The 19,300-nt window shown below is 66.2% G+C and carries 18 protein-coding genes; 12 read left to right on the forward strand and 6 right to left on the reverse strand.

The window, feature by feature from the left end; translation table 11 throughout:
• Positions 1 to 4 precede the first annotated feature (4 nt).
• From MHEC_RS09760 to mddA, 9 genes are all read left to right on the forward strand, one after another.
• Positions 5 to 1,549, forward strand: coding sequence for an alpha/beta hydrolase (locus MHEC_RS09760; protein WP_099869414.1), 1,545 nt, complete (start codon positions 5 to 7; stop codon positions 1,547 to 1,549).
• Positions 1,550 to 1,598: 49 nt separating this feature from the next.
• Positions 1,599 to 2,939, forward strand: a complete 1,341-nt coding sequence (locus MHEC_RS09765; RefSeq protein WP_003918795.1) for a glutamine synthetase family protein — start codon at positions 1,599 to 1,601, stop codon at positions 2,937 to 2,939.
• 24 nt (positions 2,940 to 2,963) lie between these two features.
• Positions 2,964 to 5,918, forward strand: a complete 2,955-nt coding sequence (locus MHEC_RS09770; RefSeq protein ID WP_048892435.1) for a bifunctional [glutamine synthetase] adenylyltransferase/[glutamine synthetase]-adenylyl-L-tyrosine phosphorylase — start codon at positions 2,964 to 2,966, stop codon at positions 5,916 to 5,918.
• 17 nt (positions 5,919 to 5,935) lie between these two features.
• Positions 5,936 to 6,562, forward strand: coding sequence for a PaaI family thioesterase (locus tag MHEC_RS09775; RefSeq protein ID WP_048892436.1), 627 nt, complete (start codon positions 5,936 to 5,938; stop codon positions 6,560 to 6,562).
• Positions 6,559 to 7,419: a TIGR03619 family F420-dependent LLM class oxidoreductase gene (locus MHEC_RS09780; protein WP_048892437.1), complete on the forward strand. Its 861-nt coding sequence runs from the start codon at positions 6,559 to 6,561 to the stop codon at positions 7,417 to 7,419. Before MHEC_RS09775 ends, MHEC_RS09780 begins: the two co-directional genes overlap by 4 nt.
• A 93-nt stretch (positions 7,420 to 7,512) precedes the next feature.
• A complete protein-coding gene (locus MHEC_RS09785) occupies positions 7,513 to 8,880 on the forward strand; it encodes an HNH endonuclease signature motif containing protein (protein WP_048892438.1) in 1,368 nt (455 codons plus the stop codon).
• A 60-nt stretch (positions 8,881 to 8,940) separates the two neighbouring features.
• Positions 8,941 to 9,183 carry a hypothetical protein gene (locus tag MHEC_RS09790; RefSeq protein ID WP_172442190.1) on the forward strand — a complete coding sequence of 81 codons (243 nt, stop codon included), beginning with the start codon at positions 8,941 to 8,943 and terminating at the stop codon, positions 9,181 to 9,183.
• A gap of 49 nt (positions 9,184 to 9,232) precedes the next feature.
• Positions 9,233 to 10,819 (forward strand): HD domain-containing phosphohydrolase, encoded by a 1,587-nt coding sequence (locus tag MHEC_RS09795; RefSeq protein WP_048892439.1) that lies wholly within the window; start codon positions 9,233 to 9,235, stop codon positions 10,817 to 10,819.
• A gap of 150 nt (positions 10,820 to 10,969) precedes the next feature.
• The gene (mddA, locus tag MHEC_RS09800; RefSeq protein ID WP_048892472.1) at positions 10,970 to 11,743 is read left to right on the forward strand and encodes a methanethiol S-methyltransferase; all 774 of its coding nucleotides are present in this window, start codon (positions 10,970 to 10,972) and stop codon (positions 11,741 to 11,743) included.
• 22 nt (positions 11,744 to 11,765) lie between these two features.
• On the opposite strand, the gene MHEC_RS09805 is transcribed toward mddA, so the two are convergent.
• Positions 11,766 to 12,236 (reverse strand): DoxX family protein, encoded by a 471-nt coding sequence (locus tag MHEC_RS09805; RefSeq protein ID WP_048892440.1) that lies wholly within the window; start codon positions 12,234 to 12,236, stop codon positions 11,766 to 11,768.
• 114 nt (positions 12,237 to 12,350) lie between these two features.
• Here MHEC_RS09805 and MHEC_RS09810 point away from each other — a divergent pair, with 114 nt between their 5' ends.
• Positions 12,351 to 12,956: a TetR/AcrR family transcriptional regulator gene (locus MHEC_RS09810; protein WP_048892441.1), complete on the forward strand. Its 606-nt coding sequence runs from the start codon at positions 12,351 to 12,353 to the stop codon at positions 12,954 to 12,956.
• Positions 12,953 to 13,777, forward strand: coding sequence for a hypothetical protein (locus MHEC_RS09815; RefSeq protein WP_048892442.1), 825 nt, complete (start codon positions 12,953 to 12,955; stop codon positions 13,775 to 13,777). Before MHEC_RS09810 ends, MHEC_RS09815 begins: the two co-directional genes overlap by 4 nt.
• 42 nt (positions 13,778 to 13,819) lie before the next feature.
• Here the strand turns inward: MHEC_RS09815 and glnA are convergent, their stop codons facing one another.
• A complete protein-coding gene (gene glnA / locus MHEC_RS09820) occupies positions 13,820 to 15,256 on the reverse strand; it encodes a type I glutamate--ammonia ligase (RefSeq protein WP_048892473.1) in 1,437 nt (478 codons plus the stop codon).
• A gap of 203 nt (positions 15,257 to 15,459) precedes the next feature.
• On the opposite strand from glnA, the gene MHEC_RS09825 reads away from it, so the two are divergent.
• Complete coding sequence (locus MHEC_RS09825; protein ID WP_048892443.1) at positions 15,460 to 15,921, forward strand: RDD family protein; 462 nt, start codon at positions 15,460 to 15,462, stop codon at positions 15,919 to 15,921.
• 24 nt (positions 15,922 to 15,945) lie between these two features.
• On the opposite strand, the gene MHEC_RS09830 is transcribed toward MHEC_RS09825, so the two are convergent.
• Genes MHEC_RS09830 through MHEC_RS09845 form a run of 4 tightly spaced genes read right to left on the reverse strand, consistent with a single transcriptional unit; the run spans position 15,946 to position 19,291 of the window.
• Positions 15,946 to 16,698 (reverse strand): DUF4191 domain-containing protein, encoded by a 753-nt coding sequence (locus MHEC_RS09830; protein ID WP_048892444.1) that lies wholly within the window; start codon positions 16,696 to 16,698, stop codon positions 15,946 to 15,948.
• A 25-nt stretch (positions 16,699 to 16,723) separates the two neighbouring features.
• Positions 16,724 to 17,662 carry a lipoyl synthase gene (gene lipA / locus MHEC_RS09835; RefSeq protein WP_048892445.1) on the reverse strand — a complete coding sequence of 313 codons (939 nt, stop codon included), beginning with the start codon at positions 17,660 to 17,662 and terminating at the stop codon, positions 16,724 to 16,726.
• Entirely contained in the window at positions 17,659 to 18,411 is a 753-nt protein-coding gene (lipB, locus tag MHEC_RS09840) for a lipoyl(octanoyl) transferase LipB (protein ID WP_048892446.1), read from the reverse strand. Before lipB ends, lipA begins: the two co-directional genes overlap by 4 nt.
• On the reverse strand, positions 18,383 to 19,291 hold the full coding sequence (locus MHEC_RS09845) for a TIGR01777 family oxidoreductase (RefSeq protein ID WP_048892447.1): 909 nt from the start codon (positions 19,289 to 19,291) through the stop codon (positions 18,383 to 18,385). Before MHEC_RS09845 ends, lipB begins: the two co-directional genes overlap by 29 nt.
• Positions 19,292 to 19,300: the final 9 nt, after the last annotated feature.

The following is a 19,300-nucleotide window of genomic DNA, read 5'->3' on the forward strand; positions in this document are numbered from 1 at the left end:
GACGATGACAGCCATGGGGCGCGTGAGACAGCTGGGCTCAGTGCTGCTTTCGTTCGGGCTGGCGGTGACGGTCGGATCCCCGGCCAGCGCCACCCCGGAATCCGGTGCCGGCCAGACTCCTGCAACGGTGGCGCCGCAGCCCGCGGCGGTGCAGTGGAGCAGCTGCGAGGGGTTTGTCGGCGATACCGCCGACATCCCCGGCGCGCGCTGCACCACGGTGGCGGTGCCCGTCGACTACGACAATCCGGGCGGGCCCCACGCCCACCTCGCGATGATCCGGATTCCTGCGACCGGTCAGCGGCTTGGCTCACTGCTGGTCAATCCGGGAGGGCCCGGGGCATCGGCGGTCGACAGCGTCGCGGCCATGGGTGCGGCGCTGGCCGGCAGCGAGGTTACCCGGCACTTTGACCTCGTCGGGTTCGATCCGCGGGGCGTCGGCCATTCGACGCCGGAGCTGCGCTGCCGCACCGACGCGGAGTTCGACGCCTACCGGCGCGACCCGATGGTCGACTACAGCCCCGGCGGCGTGGCCCACATCGAACGGATCTATCAGCAGCTGGCGCAGCGCTGTGTCGACCGGATGGGACCGACCTTCCTGCACAACATCGGCACCGCCTCGGTGGCCCGGGATATGGATATGGTTCGCCGCGCGCTGGGCGAGGACCAGATCAACTACCTCGGCTTCAGCTACGGCACCCAGTTGGGCACCGCCTACCTCGAGCGGTTCGGCGACCACGTGCGGGCCATGGTGCTCGACGGTGCCATCGACCCCAGCGTGGGACCGGTTCAGCAAAACATTGACCAGATGGCCGGATTCCAGGTGGCGTTCAACGACTACGCCGCCGACTGCGCGCGCTCGGCCGACTGCCCGCTGGGCACCGACCCCGCCCAGTGGGTCAGCCGCTACCACGCGCTGGTCGATCCGCTGGTGGACAAGCCGGCCAAGACGTCGGACCCTCGCGGACTCGGCTACGCCGACGCGACCACCGGGACCATCAATGCGCTCTACACCCCGCAGTACTGGAAGTACCTGACCAGCGGGCTGTTGGGGCTGCAACGCGGTACCGATCCCGGTGATCTGTTGCGCCTCGCCGACGACTACGACGGCCGCGACGCCGACGGTCATTACGACAACGCCCAGGATGCCTTCAACGCGGTGCGCTGCGTGGACGCGCCGGCGCCCACCGACGCCGCGTCGTGGGTGGCCGCCGACCGGCAGATCCGGCAAGCGGCGCCGTTCCTGAGCTACGGGCAATTCACCGGTTTTGCGCCGCGTGATTTGTGCGCACTGTGGCAGGTCCCGGCGACCTCGGCACCGCACCGGCCCGCATCTGCCGGGCCGGGAAAGGTCGTCGTCGTCTCCACCACCCACGACCCCGCCACCCCCTACCGGGCTGGTGTCGAGCTCGCGCGTCAACTGGGCGCCCCGCTGATCACCTATGACGGGACTCAGCACACCGCGGTGTTCAACGGCGACAAATGCGTCGACGCGGCGGTGGTTCGGTACTTGGTCGCCAAGGTGTCACCGCCGGATAACTTTCGCTGTTAGCGTGGCAGCGGTAACACAGAATTAACAGCCAGTGCATACTGTTCGGGACATGGATCGGCAAAAGGAATTCGTGCTTCGCACGCTGGAGGAACGGGACATCCGTTTCGTCCGGTTGTGGTTCACCGATGTGCTCGGATTCCTCAAGTCGGTGGCGATCGCGCCGGCCGAACTGGAGGGCGCCTTCGAGGAAGGCATCGGTTTCGACGGCTCCTCCATCGAGGGGTTCGCGCGGGTCTCGGAATCCGACACCGTCGCACACCCCGACCCGTCGACATTCCAGATCCTGCCGTGGACCACCAGCTCCGGCCACCACCACTCGGCCCGCATGTTCTGCGACATCAAAATGCCGGACGGGTCACCGTCCTGGGCCGACCCGCGGCACGTGCTGCGCCGCCAGCTGGGCAAAGCCAACGAACTCGGGTTTTCGTGCTATGTGCATCCCGAAATCGAGTTCTTTTTGCTGCGGCCCGGTCCCGACGACGGGTCGCCGCCCGTTCCGATCGATAACGCCGGCTATTTCGACCAAGCGGTGCACGACTCGGCATCCAACTTCCGCAGGCGGGCGATCGATGCACTGGAATCCATGGGCATCTCGGTGGAATTCACCCACCACGAAGGCGCACCCGGCCAGCAGGAGATCGATCTGCGCTATGCCGACGCGCTGTCGATGGCCGACAACGTGATGACCTTCCGCTACGTGATCAAAGAAGTCGCACTCGAAGAGGGCGCGCGGGCTACCTTCATGCCCAAGCCATTCGCGCAATACCCCGGCTCGGCGATGCACACGCACATGAGCTTGTTCGAAGGCGAAGTCAACGCCTTCCACAGCCCCGACGACCCGCTGCAGCTCTCCGATGTGGCCAAGTCGTTCATCGCCGGCATCCTCGAGCACGCTTGCGAGATCAGCGCCGTCACCAATCAGTGGGTGAACTCCTACAAGCGGCTGGTGACCGGCGGCGAGGCACCGACCGCGGCGTCGTGGGGGGCGGCCAACCGCTCGGCGCTGGTGCGGGTTCCCATGTACAGTCCAAGAAAGACCTCCTCGCGGCGCATCGAGGTGCGCAGCCCCGACTCGGCGTGCAACCCGTACCTGACCTTCGCTGTATTGCTGGCCGCCGGGCTGCGCGGGGTGGAAAAGCACTACGCACTGGGCCCGCAGGCCGAGGACAACGTGTGGGATCTGACGCCTGAGGAGCGCCGGGCGATGGGCTACCGCGAGTTGCCGTCTAGCCTCGACAGTGCGCTGCATCAGATGGAAAACTCCGAGCTTGTCGCAGAAGCGTTGGGAGAGCACGTTTTTGACTTCTTCCTGCGCAACAAGCGCACCGAGTGGGCGAACTACCGTAGCCACGTCACCCCCTACGAGCTCAAGACCTATCTTTCGCTGTAGCGCAGCTGCGCTACCGTCGTCGTCGTGACGAGACCCGCCACGCACCGTCCGAGGGTGCCCAGCGCCGGCCGGCTTGGACTGGTCGATCCGCGTGCGAGTGCCTACCTGGCACAACTGGGCTGGGACACCGATGCGCACGTCGAGCTGTTGTGGTCGCTGTCTCGGGCACCGGACGCCGACGCCGCCTTGCACGCTCTCGTCCGGCTCGCTGAGGCTCCCGAGGCCGGATGGAACGAGCTTGATGTGGCGCTGCGCACCGACCGCAGCCTGCGGGGCCGGCTGTTTGCGGTGCTCGGTTCATCGTTGGCACTTGGGGATCATCTGGTCGCTCACCCGCGGTCGTGGCGCCTGCTGGGCGGCAACGTGAGACTGCCGTCCGCTGACGAGCTGCACCGGACCTTCCTCGACTGTGTTGTTGAAAACCCAAGTGCTGCAGCGATACCGGCGCTTCGCATGCTCTACCGCGACCACCTGCTGGTGCTGGCTGCATTGGACTTGGCCCCGATCGTCGAAGACGAGCCGGTGCTGCCATTCACCGCAGTCGGCGCCCATTTGGCGGACCTGGCGGATGCCGCGCTGGCCGCGGCGCTGGCTGTCGCGGAAAAGACGGTGTGCGGCACCGACCCACCGCCCCGTCTGGCCGTCATAGCGATGGGCAAATGCGGTGCGCGCGAACTGAATTACGTCAGCGACGTCGACGTCATCTTCGTCGCGGAGCGAGCCGACGCGGTCAGCACACGCGTCGCCCGGGAGATGATGCGGGTGGCCTCCGAAGCGTTTTTCGAGGTGGATGCCGGGCTGCGGCCGGAGGGCCGTCACGGCGAACTGGTCCGCACCGTCGAGTCGCACGTCGCCTACTACCAGCGGTGGGCAAAGACCTGGGAATTCCAGGCGCTGCTCAAGGCCAGGCCGGCCACCGGCGATCGCGAGCTCGGCGAGCGCTACATGGCTGCGGTGGGTCCGATGATCTGGCGGGCCTCCGAGCGGGAGGACTTCGTCCCGGAGGTGCAGGCCATGCGGCGCCGGGTCGAGCAGATGGTGCCTGCCGCCGTGCGCAGTCGCGAAATCAAGCTCGGCAGTGGGGGATTGCGTGACGTGGAGTTCGCGGTGCAACTGCTGCAGCTGGTGCACGGGCGCACCGACGAGTCGCTGCATGTGGCGTCCACCGTGGATGCGCTGGCGGCGCTGGGGGCCGGGGGCTACATTGCGCGCGACGACGCTGCGAATCTGACCGCCTCCTACGAGTTCCTGCGGCTGCTCGAGCACCGGCTGCAGCTGCAGCGTCTCAAACGCACACACATGCTGCCGCCGCTCGACGACGACGAGGCACTTCGCTGGCTGGCCCGCGCGGCACGCATCCGCCCCGACGCGCGCCACGACGCGCTCGGCGTGCTGCGCGAAGAACTGCGGCGGCACAACGTGAGGGTGTCACGGCTGCACGCCAAGCTTTTTTACCAGCCGCTGCTGGAATCAGTCAGCCCTGCCGGTTTGCATCTGCGCGGTATGACACCCGATGCTGCCGAACGTCAGCTGGCCGCGCTCGGTTACGAGGGGCCGCAGAGCGCGTTGAGTCACCTTGCCGCGCTGACGAATCAGAGCGGGCGTCGCGGCCGGGTCCAGTCGGTGCTGTTGCCCAGGCTGCTGGACTGGTTGTCGACCACCCCCGATCCCGACGGCGGGCTGCTGGCCTACCGCAGGCTCAGCGAGGCGATGGCCGGGCAGCACTGGTATTTGTCCACGCTGCGTGACGAGCCCGCAGTGGCCAAGCGGCTGATGCATGTGCTGGGCACGTCGAAATACGTTCCGGAGCTGTTGATGCGTGCACCGGAGGTTATCCAGCAGTACGGCGACGGCCCCTCGGGTCCCAAGCTGCTCGAGGTGGAGCCCGGAGCCGTGGGCCCCGCGTTGATCGCTTCGGCAAGCCGGCACTCCGACCCGGTGCGCGCGATCGCCGCCGGCCGCAGCCTGCGCCGGCGCGAACTGGCCCGCATCGCCTCCGCCGACCTGTTGGGGATGCTCGAGGTCACCGACGTGTGCCGGGCGCTCACCTCGGTCTGGATAGCGGTGTTGCAGGCCGCGCTGGACGCGGTGATCCGGGCCAATGACCACCCCACTGCACCGGCCAGTCTCGCGGTCATCGGGATGGGCCGGCTCGGGGGCGGCGAGCTGGGCTACGGCTCGGACGCCGACGTGATGTTCGTCTGCGAGCCGGTCGGCGGCGCCGACGACGCGGCTGCGGTGCGCTGGTCGGCATCCATCGCCGAACAGGTCCGGGCGCTGCTGGGCACTCCCAGCGTCGACCCGCCACTGGACCTCGACACCGATCTGCGGCCGGAAGGCCGCAACGGCCCGCTGGTCCGCACGCTGGCCTCCTACACCGCCTACTACGAGCAGTGGGCGCAGCCGTGGGAGCTGCAGGCGTTGTTACGCGCGCGGGCTGTCGCGGGCGATCCGGATCTGGGCCGGCGGTTTATGCTGATGGCCGATAAGATTCGCTATCCGGCCGGCGGGGTGTCGGCCGAAACGGTGCGCGAGATTCGCCGCATCAAAGCGCGTGTCGATGCCGAACGGTTGCCGCGCGGCGCGGATCCCAACCGGCACACCAAACTGGGCAGGGGAGGGCTGGCCGACATCGAGTGGACGGTGCAGCTGCTGCAGCTGCAGCACGCCCACGACATTCCGGCGTTGCATAACACCTCGACGCTGGAAACCTTGGACGCAATCGCCGCTGCCCGACTGCTCGGCGAGTCCGACGTGGAGCTGCTGCGCCAGGCCTGGCTGACCGCCACCCGGGCCCGCAACGCGCTGGTCCTGGTGCGCGGCAAGCCCACTGACCAGCTGCCTGGGCCGGGGCGGCAGCTCAACGCCGTCGCGACCGCGGCCGGGTGGCGCAACGGCAACGGCAACGAGTTCCTGGATCACTATCTGCGGATCACCCGGCGCGCGAAGTCGGTGGTGCGCAAGGTGTTCGGGAGTTAAGGCAGGAGGTTGTTCGGGTGGACATCGCTTACGAGCCAATCGGCGCCGACGAGCATGGCCGGCTGGCGGGCTTGTACGGCCCGTTAACCGACGCCGTACGAGATCTGATCGACGCCACCATCCTGACTGACGTCGATGCTGACACTATCGAAGACGCGCGCATCGCCATCGAAGCCGTAACCCAGAAGCTGCGCGCCAGTCAGCTCAGTCCGGCGGCTGCGGTGCGGTACGTTGTCGATGGCCGCCCGCTGGTATGGGGTAACGCGGTGATCGGCATGCGCAACCCGATCGCACCGCCGCTGACCATTCACCATGATGGCGGGCGCTGCTGGAGTGAGTTCAGTCTGGGCATCGCCTACGAGGGCCCGCCCGGCCTGGTGCACGGTGGCGTCTGCGCCCTGGTGCTGGACCACATCCTGGGTGAGGCAGCCAGCGAGGGGCTGACCAAACCGCTGTTCACCGGGACCATCTCGGTGAAATACCTGCGCGGCACTCCACTGGGCGAGCTGCGCGCTGAAGCCGCAATCGAGCGCACTGAAGGCGTCAAAACGTTTGTGCGCGGCTCGATCTCAGACCACACCGGGACTACGGCAGAGGCCGAAGGGATTTTCGTGATGCCGGGGTGGGCGCGGGAAATCCGATGAAGTACTACATCAGCACGGCGTTCCTGAACACCCACGAGATCGTCGAAGTCGCCAGGGCCGCCGACGAGCTCGGTTACGACGGCATCGGGATCCCCGACCACGTCGTCAATCTGGAAACACTGGCCACCCCCTACCCCTACACCAAAGACGGGCAGCGGCGGTGGCAGTTCTTCACCGAATGGCCAGATCCATGGGTGTTGATCGGCGCGCTGGCCCAGGTGACCACGCGGCTTCGGTTCGTCACCACCGTTTACATCCCGGCTATGCGTAACCCCTACTTGGCGGCCAAAGCCATTGGTACGGCTGCTGTTCTGGCGGGCGGCCGAGTGGAGCTTGGCATCGGCGTCGGCTGGTGCGAGGAGGAGTTCGCGCTGGTGGAGCAGCGGTTCACGGCGCGCGGTAGACGCACCGACGAAATGCTCGAGTTGATGCGCGCACTGTGGCAGCCCGGCTGGACGGAGTTCCACGGTGAGTTCTACCGGACGCCACGGTTGGAGATGGAGCCGACGCCGCCGCGGATACCAATCTATGTCGGCGGGCTCAGCGAGGTCGCGTTTCGCCGCGCGGCCCGCAACGACGGCTGGATCGGTGACTTGATCAAGACCGATCGCGCGATCGACGCGGCGCGCAGGCTGCGCGTTTTGCGAGCCGAAAACGGTTTGCCGCTCGATGAATTCACTATCTTGACGCCGTTGACCGACGCCTTCACCATCGCTGACTATCAGCGCGCCGAGGCCGCTGGCATCACCGGGATCCTGACGATGCCGTGGATGTTCTACGCCGGGCCCGATGCCACCCTGACCGAAAAGGTCGACGGCATGCGACGCTTCCGAAAGGACTTAGCGCTCGACAGTTAGCGCGGGAATTCCAGTTCTGCACAGCCTGGTGTTCATCCACAGCTGCGGGCCTGGGAATCGATCAATGTCGGACGCCGCCGCTATGCTTCGAACATGCTTTCGGATCGTGACGAGGTCATCGCGGTGCTGGACCGGCTGGACTCCGCAGTCGACGACCTCACCGCGTTGTGCTTCGACGCGCTGACCACCCCCGAGCGGTTGCTGATCGTGGAACGGCTGGAAAGGGTGAAACGCCGACTGCCGGTGGCCGGTCACGCCTTGATCAACGGGGTACGGACGCAGGCCACGCCCGTCGAGCTGGGCGGCAAGCTGGCGCACGCGTTGGCCGACCGGCTGCGCATCACCCGCAGCGAGGCCGCCCGCCGAATCCGCGAAGCCGAGGACCTCGGTGAACGACAGGCTTTAACCGGTGAACCGCTGCCCCCGCGGCTGGCTGCCACCGCGGCCGGGCAGCGGGCCGGGAAGCTCGGCAGTGGGCACGTCGCGGTCATCCGGCGGTTTTTCGAGCAGCTGCCGTGTTGGATCGACGCCGCGACGTGCGCGCGAGCCGAAGCCAAGCTGGCCCGGTTGGGCGAGCAATTCCGTCCCGACCAGCTGGCTAAGCTGGCCGACAAGCTTGCCGACTGCCTCAACCCCGACGGGCAGTTCAGCGACGAGGACCGGGCCCGGCGCCGTGGCCTGACCTTGGGCAAGCAAGACATCGACGGCATGAGCCCGATTCGCGGCTGGCTCACCCCGGCGATGCGCGCCACGGTGGAGGCGGTGCTGGCCAAACTGGCCGCTCCCGGCATGGCCAACCCCTATGACGACAAACCCGTCGTGGACGGCACACCCGGCGAAGAGGCCGTGCGGCGCGACACGCGCAGTGCCGCGCAGCGCAACCACGATGGGCTGCACGCGGGGCTGCGCGCGCTGCTGGCCAGCGGTGAGCTCGGCCAGCACAACGGGCTGCCCGCCAGCATCATCGTGTCCACCACGCTGGCTGAGTTGCAGGCGGGCGCCGGCACGGGGCTCACCGGCGGCGGCACGTTGCTGCCGATGACAGACGTGATCCGCTTGGCCCGCCACGCCAACCACTATCTGGCAACCTTCGACAACGGCCGTGCCCTGGCGCTCTATCACGCCAAGCGGCTTGCTTCACCCGGTCAGCGAATCGTGTTGTACGCCAAGGATCGCGGTTGTTCGCATCCCGGCTGTGATGTGGCCGGCTACTACTGCGAGGTTCATCATGTGACCGACTACGCCAGCTCGCAGGTCACCGATGTCAACGACCTGACATTGGGATGCGGCGGGCATCACCCGATCGTCAAACCCGGCGGCTGGCAAACCCGCAAACGCAAAGACGGCGAGACCGAATGGATTCCACCGCCGCATCTCGACCGCGGTCAACCGCGGACCAACCTGTTCCATCATCCCGAGAAACTGCTGCGAGAGGACGCCAAGCAAGACGCCGATCCATAGCCGACGGCAGTTCCGGTGAAAGCCTCCCGTCGCCGACCTGGTTGACCTAACGTTGCCCGCGTGGAGCCACATACAACCCCCGAACTGGTGCCCGTCGAGGCGCTGCGCTCAGGTGACCCGATCACCGACGTCAACGGTGGCGGTCAGCACTACACGGTTCTCGAGTCCAAGGCCGTCAGTGACAGCTGCATCGTGTTGGAGCTCGAGTCGAAAGCCGATCACCAGCTCCGAGTGATCGAGATGTCCTTCCCCGCCGGCTACCGCGTCGGTAGATCACCTCGCCGAAATTCTGTGACGCCCTAGCCGGCGCCCCACTCGCAGGGAATGCCGGTACAGAGTCCGATGGTGGCCTATGAGCCCCGACGGTGTGGACCCGCGCGGGGCGGCGCTGCCTAGCCGCGCCGAGGTGCTCGCCGCGCTGTCGGTGGCGATCGATCTCGGTCTGGGTCAGCCCAGCGAGCATATGCTTCGCGCGGCACTGATCGGCACCAGGATCGCCGATCGGCTCGGACTCAGCCGCGACCAGCGTGATTGCACCTACTACACGAACCTGGTGATGTGGATCGGCTGTCACGCCGATTCGCACGAATACGCGCGGTGGTTCGGAGACGACATTGCCGTGCGCCGTGATTCCGCCCTGGTGGACTGGGCCGGCTTGCCCTATCTGCGGTTCTTGCTCAGCAACGTAGCGCGCGGTGAGCCGTTGATGCGCAGGCTGACGGTGATGGCCGCACTGTTCGCCGACGCGCATGGTCAGCTGGCCCGGCTGGTGCGGTCGCACTGTGCATCGGCAACGCTATTGGCACAGCGGATCGGTTTAGGTCCGGATGTGCAGGCCGCGTTGGCATTCGCCTTCGAACGCTACGACGGGGGAGGACTGCCCAACGGCGCCCGGGGCGACGACATCCCGCTGCCGATGCGGATCGCCCAGCTTGCCGACATGGCCGAAATTCACCAGCGGGCCTACGGCCTGGAGGGCGCGGTCACCATGGTCCGCCGCCGTCGAGGCGGCCAGTTCGACCCACGCATCGCCGACGCGTTCCTACAAAATCCCCAGGAGTTGTTGGCGGGGCCGCCGACCGGAGACGTCTGGGCGACGGCGTTGGGGCAGGCACCTGATCGCCACCAACAGCTCGACGCGCATTCGCTTGACGCGCTTCTGGCCGCACTGGGCGACTTTGTCGATCTGAAATGCCCTTTCACCCTTGGACATTCACAAGCGGTGGCCCGCCTGGCCGCGGACGCCGCCGCGGTGATGGACCTTGATCCACACACGGTGGCTCTGACCCGCCGCGCGGGATACGTCCACGACTTGGGCCGAATCGGGGTGTCGAACCAGATCTGGTCCGCGCCGCGCCGGTTGACCCCAAGCGAGTTCGAGCGGGTTCGCCTGCACTCGTACCTCACCGTGCGGATTCTCCGTCAGGTCCGCGGCCTGGAGCGGGTTGCACAGGTCGCCGGCAATCACCATGAGCGGGTGGACGGTACGGGTTATCCGCGTGGCCTTGCCGGAGCCGCGCTGGGTCTGCCGGACCGTCTGCTCACCGCCGCGGTCCGCTACCAGGCCGCATGCGAACCGCGGCCATACCGTGCCGAGCTGTCCCCCGAAGCGGCGGAACGCCGCCTGCGCCAAGACGTCCAAGCCGGTGGCCTTGACGGAGTCGCTGTCGACGCCGTCCTGCACGCGGCCGGCCGTCGTGCCGAGCGACCCAACCCGCGGCCGGGAGGATTGACCGGCCGCGAAGCCGAGGTGCTCCGTCTCGTTGCACGTGGGGCATCTAACAAAGAAATCGCAGCGGCATTGGTGATTAGCGAAAAGACCGCACGCAACCATGTCGAGCGGATCTACGCCAAGATCGGGGTGTCAAACCGGATCGGCGCCAGCCTGTACGCGATGGAGCACGGACTCGTCGCGCCGCAGGCTTTGCATGGCAATTGAGGCAAACGCCTCATGCGCAGGTGTTTGGCCGCGGTGAACCATCAAGTAGTGACGAACGTTCGAGTAGGCGGATACGCTATTCCGCTTCGGCGGGAAAGCGAATAGTGGACGACGCAGGGGTGGGTGAGGAGGCGCGGAGACATGACGAAGATCAACCGCACGTTGGCGATCAGCTATGGCGTGGTCAGCTACCTGATATTCACGCTGTCTTTCCTGTACGCCATTGGGTTCGTCGGCGACATCGTCGTCCCGCGCACCGTTGATCACGCCATAACGGCTCCCGTCGGCCAAGCGGTGGTGGTGAATTCGCTGCTGCTGGGCCTGTTCGCCGTGCAGCACAGCGTGATGGCCCGGCCGGCGTTCAAACGGTGGTGGACGCGATTCGTGCCGCAGCCGGTGGAGCGGAGCACGTACGTCCTGTTCGCGAGCCTGGTGCTACTACTGCTTTATTGGCAGTGGCGCCCGATGCCGGCTCAGATTTGGGACGTGCGGTCGCCCGCCGCCCGAGTCGCGGTGTGGGCGGTGTTCTGGATCGGTTGGTTGATCGTGTTTGCGTCAACGTTCATGGTCAGTCACTTCGACCTGTTCGGGCTGCGGCAGGTGTATCTGGCGTGGCGTGGCGAGCCGTACACCGACATCGGTTTTCGTTCACCGCTGCTGTATCGGGTGGTACGTCACCCGTTGATGCTGGGCTTCATCATCGCCCTTTGGGCGATCCCGACGATGACGGCCGGACACTTACTGTTCGCGGCGGCCAGCACCGCCTACATCCTGATCGCCTTACAGTTCGAGGAACGCGACCTGGTCGCAGCACTGGGCGCACAATACCGCGACTATCGTCGCCGAGTGCCGATGCTCCTACCTGTGCCGCGACCGCGGCACCCGCGGCCCGGAGCCGACCGGGCGCAGCCAGAGATGCGTTGAGGTGCCGCAGCCTCGTCGCCGGTCATCGGCGGCCGAGCCCGCGATTTCGCCGCAACCGAGTCCACGGCGCACCGGTCGAGCGCCGGCCCGCGCCGACGCGGCGGCGGGTGTCCAGCGCGTATGCTCCCGCGCCGACAAACACCAACAGCAGAAACCCGAAGCAGTACAACACCGCTAGCTCACCCTGGTTGACGATCGGCCAGAAGCCGTGCGGGAAGTGCTGACTGAAGTATGCGTACGCCATCTCCCCGCACGCCACGAAGGCAGCGGGCCGGGTCAACAGCCCGACGATGATCAGCCCGGCGGTGACGGTTTCGATCCAGCCTGCGTAATAGAAGGGCCACTCGCCGGTCGGGACAGTAGGCCCCACGGGCCAACCGATCAGCTTGGACAAGCCGTGGCATAAGAACAGCAGCCCGAACACCAGCCGGAACACCGCCACGGCCACCGGTGAGTACGGATTGAGCCTGGCTTCAAGGTTGCGCATCGTCATGCGCTGACGATACGGCCAGACGCTGCTACCCGTTGAAGTACAGCATCGGGGAACCACACATCTTCGTTGACGACCGTCATTGACAGTTGTCAGCAAAATGCGTATCGTCGCTGTATGGCGTCACCACCGGCGTCCTCGGCGACTAAATCGCCGCAGGGTGTTCGGGAAATACGGCGGCTCGAAACCCGGTCGCGTCTGTTTGACGCCGCATTGGCTGAGATTGCCCGGCGCGGAGTAGCCGAAGCTGATGTCAGTGCCATCGCCGCGGCAGCGGGCGTGGCGAGAGGAACGTTCTATTTCCACTTTCCGACGAAAGAACACGTCCTCATCGACCTCGAGCGCCAGGAGGAGATCCGCATCATCGGTGAACTTCGCGACGTTACGGGCGATCTGCGGTCGATCCTGTTGCGGCTTGTCCGTCACGTGCTCGACGCCGAACGCCGGCTAGGTTCGGTCGTTTTCCGGGACATGCTGGGATTGCATTTCTCGGCAACGCATCCGACCGGCGACAAGTTGGTGCACCATCCACTGGCGGAGTTTCTGGTAGCCGCGATCAGCCGGGCACAAAAGGCCGGGCAGGTCTCCTCAGATGCTGAGGCTGAGGAACTTGCGATGTTCTTCCTGACTGGACTGTTCGCGCTGCTGGCCACGGGAATACACGATTCCGTGATGTTAAGTCGTTATGTGACAACGATTGTCAACGGAATGGAGAAACAATGAGACCCTCAGGGATCGACGGGTATCGAGATTTTCTGGCCAGGCGTGACGGCGACGCCGACTTACTGAATCGGCGGCTTACGAATCGCGAGCGGTTCTTTCAGGAACTTGCGGCTCATCCAGTGCGATCAGCCCGTCGTGTGGACCGTCCGACTTTCCTTCGCAACCTGCGTCGTCGGCGCCCCGAATCCGGCCTGGACAGCAAAATGCTGTTCCTGCTGGCAACCGCGAAACTCAACCAGGCAGAACGGTTCGGGGTCGGACTCGGAGAAACCTACGGTCGCAACAGTGATGAGAATCTGCCACCCGAGAACGTCTACCTCGAACTTGAAGAGCACTACCACACCAGGCTGCTGGCGTACGTACTCGACATCTTCGGCCTGGCATTCCAAGTAGTTCCCCCGCCGTTTTTGATGCGGCAGTTCGTGAAGACGGGAGTGTTCCTGCCTGAACGCCTCGGCTTCAGTTTCGTCGGAGCCGCGGAGATGGCGGGCTGCATCATGTTCGACGAACTGCGTCGCGTCGGCATCAGGCTCTTCGCCGACGAACCCGAAGTCGCCCAACGAATCGACCTGCTCTACAGCGAAATCCTTACCGACGAAATCGGCCACGTCGGTTACTGCGCATCACGCTGCACCCGCCCAGAGCGGGCGATCATGCGGCGGCTCTATCCATTCTTCGGACGACTGTTCGCCCGCCAGACTGCCGAGATCGGTCTGCTCGTCGACCCGCAAGCCTTGCACGCACGACTTGACCGACCCTTCAGCGTGGAAGAACTCACCGCCGACCTGGACCGCGCAACGTATCTGGTCGCACACCCGTGAAAGATGTCGACGGCAGGCGCCAAGCTCAGTGCGTGAGCCGGCTTACACGTCGAAGTACAGCGCGAATTCGTACGGGTGCGGCCGGACGTTGACCGGCTCGATCTCGTTTTCGCGTTTGTAGGTGATCCAGGTTTCGATGAGATCGGACGTGAAAACGCCGCCTTCGGTGAGGTATTCGTGGTCTGCCTCAAGCCGGTCGATCACCGCGGCCAGCGACGTCGGCGCCTGCGGAATGTTCGCGGCCTCTTCCGGCGGCAGCTCGTAGAGGTCCTTGTCGACCGGTGCCTGCGGCTCGATCTTCTTTTTGATCCCGTCCAGGCCGGCCATCAGCATCGCCGAGAACGCGAAGTACGGGTTGCCCGACGAGTCCGGGCAGCGGAACTCCAGCCGCTTGGCCTTGGGGTTGGTGCCGGTGATCGGGATCCGCACACACGCCGAGCGGTTGCGCTGGCTGTACACCAGGTTGATCGGCGCCTCGAAGCCGGGCACCAGTCGCTTGTAGGAGTTGACGGTCGGGTTGGTGAACGCCAGCAGCGACGGCGCGTGGTGCAGGATGCCGCCGATGTAGTGCCGGGCGGTATCGGACAGCCCGGCGTAACCGACCTCGTCGTAGAACAACGGCTCGCCGTGCTTCCACAACGACTGGTGGACGTGCATGCCGGATCCGTTGTCGCCGAACAGTGGTTTGGGCATGAAGGTGACGGTCTTGCCGTTCTGCCACGCCGTGTTTTTGATGATGTATTTGTACAGCTGCAGTTGGTCGGCCGCGTGCAGCAGCGTGTTGAACTTGTAATTGATCTCGGCCTGGCCACCGCTGCCCACCTCGTGGTGGCCCTTTTCCAGCGTGAACCCGGCGTTGATCAGGTTGGTCAGCATCTTGTCGCGCAAATCGACGTACTGGTCGTTGGGCGCCACCGGGAAATACCCGCCCTTGGGTCGGACCTTGTAGCCGCGGTTGGGGCTGCCGTCGGCTTCGGTGGCCACACCGGTGTTCCACCAGCCGGAGATGGCGTCGACCTCGTAGAAGGAACCGTTGATCCGCGAATCGAAGGAGACCGAGTCGAAGATGTAGAACTCGGCTTCCGGGCCGAAGTAGGCGGTGTCGGCGATGCCGGTGCTGATCAGGTAGTTCTCCGCTTTGCGGGCCACATTGCGGGGGTCGCGCGAGTAGGGCTCACGAGTGAAAGGGTCGTGCACGAAAAAGTTCAGGTTGAGCGTCTTGGCCGCGCGGAACGGGTCGATGATCGCGGTGTCGGGGTCGGGCAGCAGGTACATGTCCGACTCGTGGATCGACTGGAAGCCGCGGATCGACGACCCGTCGAAGGCCAGCCCGTCGGTGAAAACGCTGTGGTCACACGCCGAAGCCGGGATCGTGAAGTGTTGCATGATTCCGGGTACGTCGCAGAACCGGACGTCGACGAACTCGATCTTCTCATCCTTGATGAGCTTGATGATGTCGTCGGCCGTCTTCTCCGACACCGAAGCGCTCTCCTTCACTGCGGGCTGCGAGTCTAATGCGGTCATTGAAGCGCTCTCCTTTACTGGCCCTGGCCCTTGCACTGGTGACCCGACCGAACGCTATGGATGCGATGTTGCCCAAGAGTCAACCCCATGTTGCGCTGACGTTACGCGCCCGCGCAGCCTGGCCCTACGGCGGGTAGTCCCGGCCGTATTGTGGGCGCATGGCCCGCGGCATCTCGTCGTGGCTGTCCGGTCCGGTGAACGCCGACGGTCGGCAGCAGCGATATCCCGGTGAGTCGCTCGGCTTGCCCGAAAGCGGGCCGGGTTCGCTGGCCCGGATGGGCCGTCGATTGCCGGCGTTGGTGGCCGATTGGCTGATCGCCTACGGGTTGGCGGCACTGGCGATGACGCTGGGCTGGATCGCCCCGTCGTCGCTGCCGACCGCGGTGTTGGTGATCTGGTTCGTCATAGGAGCGGCGGCTGTGCGACTCTTCGGCTTCACCCCGGGACAGCTGGCGCTGAGGCTGGCGGTGGTGGACCTCGGCGGGCGAGCGCATGTCGGGCTGGGCCGCGCCGTAGCGCGTGGCATGCTGATCGCGCTGGTGGTGCCCCCATTGTTCACCGACGCCGACGGCCGTGGGCTGCAAGACCGCGCGACGCGCACCGCGGTCGTGCGGCGATAAGGGCGGCAAAAGGCTCAAAAAGGCTCACCGTCGGCGCACGGTGCGCTGTACGCCACGCAGCTTGCCGGCGGTGGGCATCGGCCCCTTCGGCATGGCTGCCGCGCCGGCTCGCGACCCGAGAGCGCTCAGCCGCGACTCCAACGAGTCCAACTGTTTGACGGTGATATTCGCCGGCAGCCGGGCAAGATGACGCTCCAGCCTGGCCAGCGGGACCTCGCCGTCGCCATTGCCGACGACGATGTCGTAGATCGGCACGTCACCCACCAGTCGCGCGGTGCGCTTTTTCTCCTGGGCGAGCAGCGGCTTGACGCGGGCCGGCGACCCTTCGCCGACCAGGATGACGCCGGGGCGGCCGATCACCCGGTGCACAGCGTCGAAGTGACCGGTGGCGGCCACGCCCGGAGTCACGCGCCACTTGCCACGCAGGTTCTCCAATACCCACGCCGCAGCGCCGGTTTGGCCTTCGGCCTTGCGGTACACCGACCGCTGGGCGCGCCGCCCGAAGATGATGAACGCCACCAGCGCGCCCAGCACCACGCCGAGGACGCTCATCGTGATCATGGTGAACCCGCCGGCCGCCACGCCGGCCGCCACTGAGCCACCGACGATCAGCACGAACGCGCTGAACATGTAGGGCAGCAGCCGTTTGTCTTCCCGGCGCTGGATGGTGAACGCCTGCCATAGCTGACGCCGGCGCTCCCTGGCGGCGGCCTTGCGGGCGGCCTTGGCTTCGGCTCTGGCGGCCTTGCTCGCCGCGGAATTGCGGGATTTTGCCATGATCCCCAAGGATACGGAAACCCATTTAGCGCGGCGCTGTGGTCCGGCGCCGCTCGATGGCCCGCTGGTAGAGGCGGCCGGCCCGGTACGACGAGCGCACCAGCGGCCCGGCCAGCACGCCGGCGAACCCCAGCCGTTCGGCATGGCGCGAGTACTCGACGAACTCCTCAGGCCCGACCCAGCGCTGCACCGGGTGGTGGCGCACCGACGGGCGCAGATACTGGGTAATGGTGACGATGTCGCAACCCGCCTGACGCAGATCGCCAAGGGCGGCGCGCACCTCGTCGGGCGTCTCGCCCAGGCCCAGGATGAGGTTGCTCTTGGTGACCAAGCCGAAGCCGCGGGCAGCGGTGAGCACGTCAAGACTGCGCTGATAGCTAAACGCCGGGCGGATCCGTTTGAAGATGCGCGGCACCGTTTCGACGTTGTGCGCCAATACTTCTGGGCGAGCATCGAAGACCTGCTCAAGGCGGGCGGGATCGCCGTTGAAATCGGGGATCAGCAGCTCAACACCGGTGGATGGGTTGAGCCGCTTGATCGCGCGCACCGTCTCGGCGTAGAGCCACGCCCCGCCGTCGGGCAGGTCGTCGCGGGCCACGCCGGTGACGGTGGAATACCGCAGTCCCATCACCCGCACGCTCTCGGCCACCCGTCGCGGCTCGTCGCGGTCGAGCGGCGCGGGCTTGCCGGTGTCGATCTGGCAGAAGTCACAGCGACGAGTGCACACGTCGCCGCCGATCAAAAAGGTGGCCTCGCGGTCTTCCCAGCATTCATAGATGTTGGGGCAGCCGGCCTCCTCGCACACGGTGTGCAGGCTCTCACGCCGAACCAGGCCCTTCAGCTCGGTGTATGCCGGCCCCATCCGCGCCCGGGTCTTGATCCACGGCGGCTTGCGTTCGATCGGGGTCTGCGCGTTGCGCACCTCTAGGCGCAGTAGTTTTCTGCCTTCGGGCGCAACGGTCACGGTGCCGATGCTACGCGGGCCGGGCCGGGTGGACAGCTGACCGGCAGCACACCGTCGAGCGCGTCGCACACCGCGTCGGCTACCGCCGAACGCACGTCCTCGACACCGACCCGCCGGCCAAGTTCGGCGGTTATCGACGTCACCCCGGCATCGGTGATCCCGCACGGCACGATCTTGGTGAAGGCGCTCAGGTCACAGTCGCAGTTGAGCGCGAACCCGTGCAGCGTCGTCGCCCGCGACACGCGAACACCGATCGCGGCGATCTTGCCGGCGCCACGACCGCCGCGGGCGGGTACCCATACTCCGGAACGGCCGTCGACCCGGTCCACCGTCAGGCCCAGGTCAGTACACACCTTGATCAGTGATTCTTCAAGGCGCCGAACGTAATTGATCACATCGAGCGGTTCGGCCAAGCCGATGATCGGATAGCCCACGAGTTGCCCTGGGCCGTGCCAGGTGATCTTGCCGCCGCGGTCGGTGTCGATAACAGGCGTGCCGTCAACCGGGCGCTCATGCGGCAGTGTGCGCCGGCCCGCGGTGTACACCGAGGGGTGTTCCAAAAGCAGCAGTGTGTCGGTGCCGCCGGCCACCCTTGTGTTGGCCAGGTCTCGTTGCAGCTGCCAGGCGGTGAGGTAGTCGACGTTGCCCAGATGGCGGACGTTCACCGGAGCCGGGCTTGACCGGATGGAAATCACACGACCGAGGCTACCCGGGATTGCACTAGGCCACGGCGGGCCGGGAGGTGGCATAGCGCAGCGCCTCACCAATCGTGTTGTGCTGGAACCGGAAACCGGCGCGTTCGAGGACTGCGGGGATGGCGCGCTGGCCACAAAGCAGTTCGTCGGCGAGCTCGCCGAGCGCGGCACGCACCGCGAAGCCCGGCAACACCAGCGGGGTGGGCCGGCGGACAGCGCGGCCCAACGCCGCGGTGAATTCGGCGTTGGTGACGGGTGCGGGTCCGGTCAGGTTCACCGGCCCGCGCAGCGCGTCGTGCGAGATCGCAAACTGCAACGCCCGGACCTCGTCTTCGAGGCTGATCCAGGAGATGTACTGCCGGCCGGTGCCCAGGCGGGCGCCCAAGCCCAGCGAGAACAGCGGGCGCATGCGCCCCAGTACACCGCCCGACGGGGCCAGCACCAGGCCGGTGCGCGCCAAAACGACACGGACGCCACCTTGCTGGGCGGGTGCCGTCGCCGCTTCCCAATCTTGGCACAGCTGAGCAAGGAAACCGTTTCCGGCTGAAGCGGTTTCGTCGACTTGGCGGTCTCTGGTATTGCCGTAATAGCCGACCGCGCTGGCATTGACCAGGACGCCTACGCCGGCCTCGGAGACCGCAGCGGCCAGCACTTCGGTCGGTGTGATGCGGCTGTCGCGGAGGTTCTGCTTGAAGGCACCGGACCAGCGACGCTGCCCGATGTTGATGCCGCACAGGTTAACGACGGCGTCGACCCCGTTTAACGCAGTGGCATCGAATTCGCCGCTCTCGGGGTTCCAGTGCACTTCACCGCTGTTGGCCGGGGTGCGCCGGACGATGCGCATCACCCGGTGATCGGCGGCCCGTAACGCAGCCACCAGGGCTGAGCCGATCAGCCCGGACGATCCGGCGATCGCGATCACGGCCTTGGCCACGGTGTGTCA

It is taken from the genome of Mycobacterium heckeshornense, from assembly GCF_016592155.1.
GTDB lineage: Bacteria > Actinomycetota > Actinomycetes > Mycobacteriales > Mycobacteriaceae > Mycobacterium > Mycobacterium heckeshornense.

Excerpts from the sequence above, each read along its gene's own strand:
- MHEC_RS09760 (WP_099869414.1), top strand. The coding sequence starts at position 5 with ATGACAGCCATGGGGCGCGTGAGACAGCTGGGCTCAGTGCTGCTTTCG.
- MHEC_RS09765 (WP_003918795.1), top strand. The coding sequence starts at position 1,599 with ATGGATCGGCAAAAGGAATTCGTGCTTCGCACGCTGGAGGAACGGGAC.
- MHEC_RS09780 (WP_048892437.1), top strand. The coding sequence starts at position 6,559 with ATGAAGTACTACATCAGCACGGCGTTCCTGAACACCCACGAGATCGTC.
- MHEC_RS09785 (WP_048892438.1), top strand. The coding sequence starts at position 7,513 with ATGCTTTCGGATCGTGACGAGGTCATCGCGGTGCTGGACCGGCTGGAC.
- MHEC_RS09795 (WP_048892439.1), top strand. The coding sequence starts at position 9,233 with ATGAGCCCCGACGGTGTGGACCCGCGCGGGGCGGCGCTGCCTAGCCGC.
- MHEC_RS09805 (WP_048892440.1), bottom strand. The coding sequence starts at position 12,236 with ATGACGATGCGCAACCTTGAAGCCAGGCTCAATCCGTACTCACCGGTG.
- MHEC_RS09810 (WP_048892441.1), top strand. The coding sequence starts at position 12,351 with ATGGCGTCACCACCGGCGTCCTCGGCGACTAAATCGCCGCAGGGTGTT.
- MHEC_RS09815 (WP_048892442.1), top strand. The coding sequence starts at position 12,953 with ATGAGACCCTCAGGGATCGACGGGTATCGAGATTTTCTGGCCAGGCGT.
- MHEC_RS09825 (WP_048892443.1), top strand. The coding sequence starts at position 15,460 with ATGGCCCGCGGCATCTCGTCGTGGCTGTCCGGTCCGGTGAACGCCGAC.
- MHEC_RS09830 (WP_048892444.1), bottom strand. The coding sequence starts at position 16,698 with ATGGCAAAATCCCGCAATTCCGCGGCGAGCAAGGCCGCCAGAGCCGAA.
- lipB (WP_048892446.1), bottom strand. The coding sequence starts at position 18,411 with ATGCCACCTCCCGGCCCGCCGTGGCCTAGTGCAATCCCGGGTAGCCTC.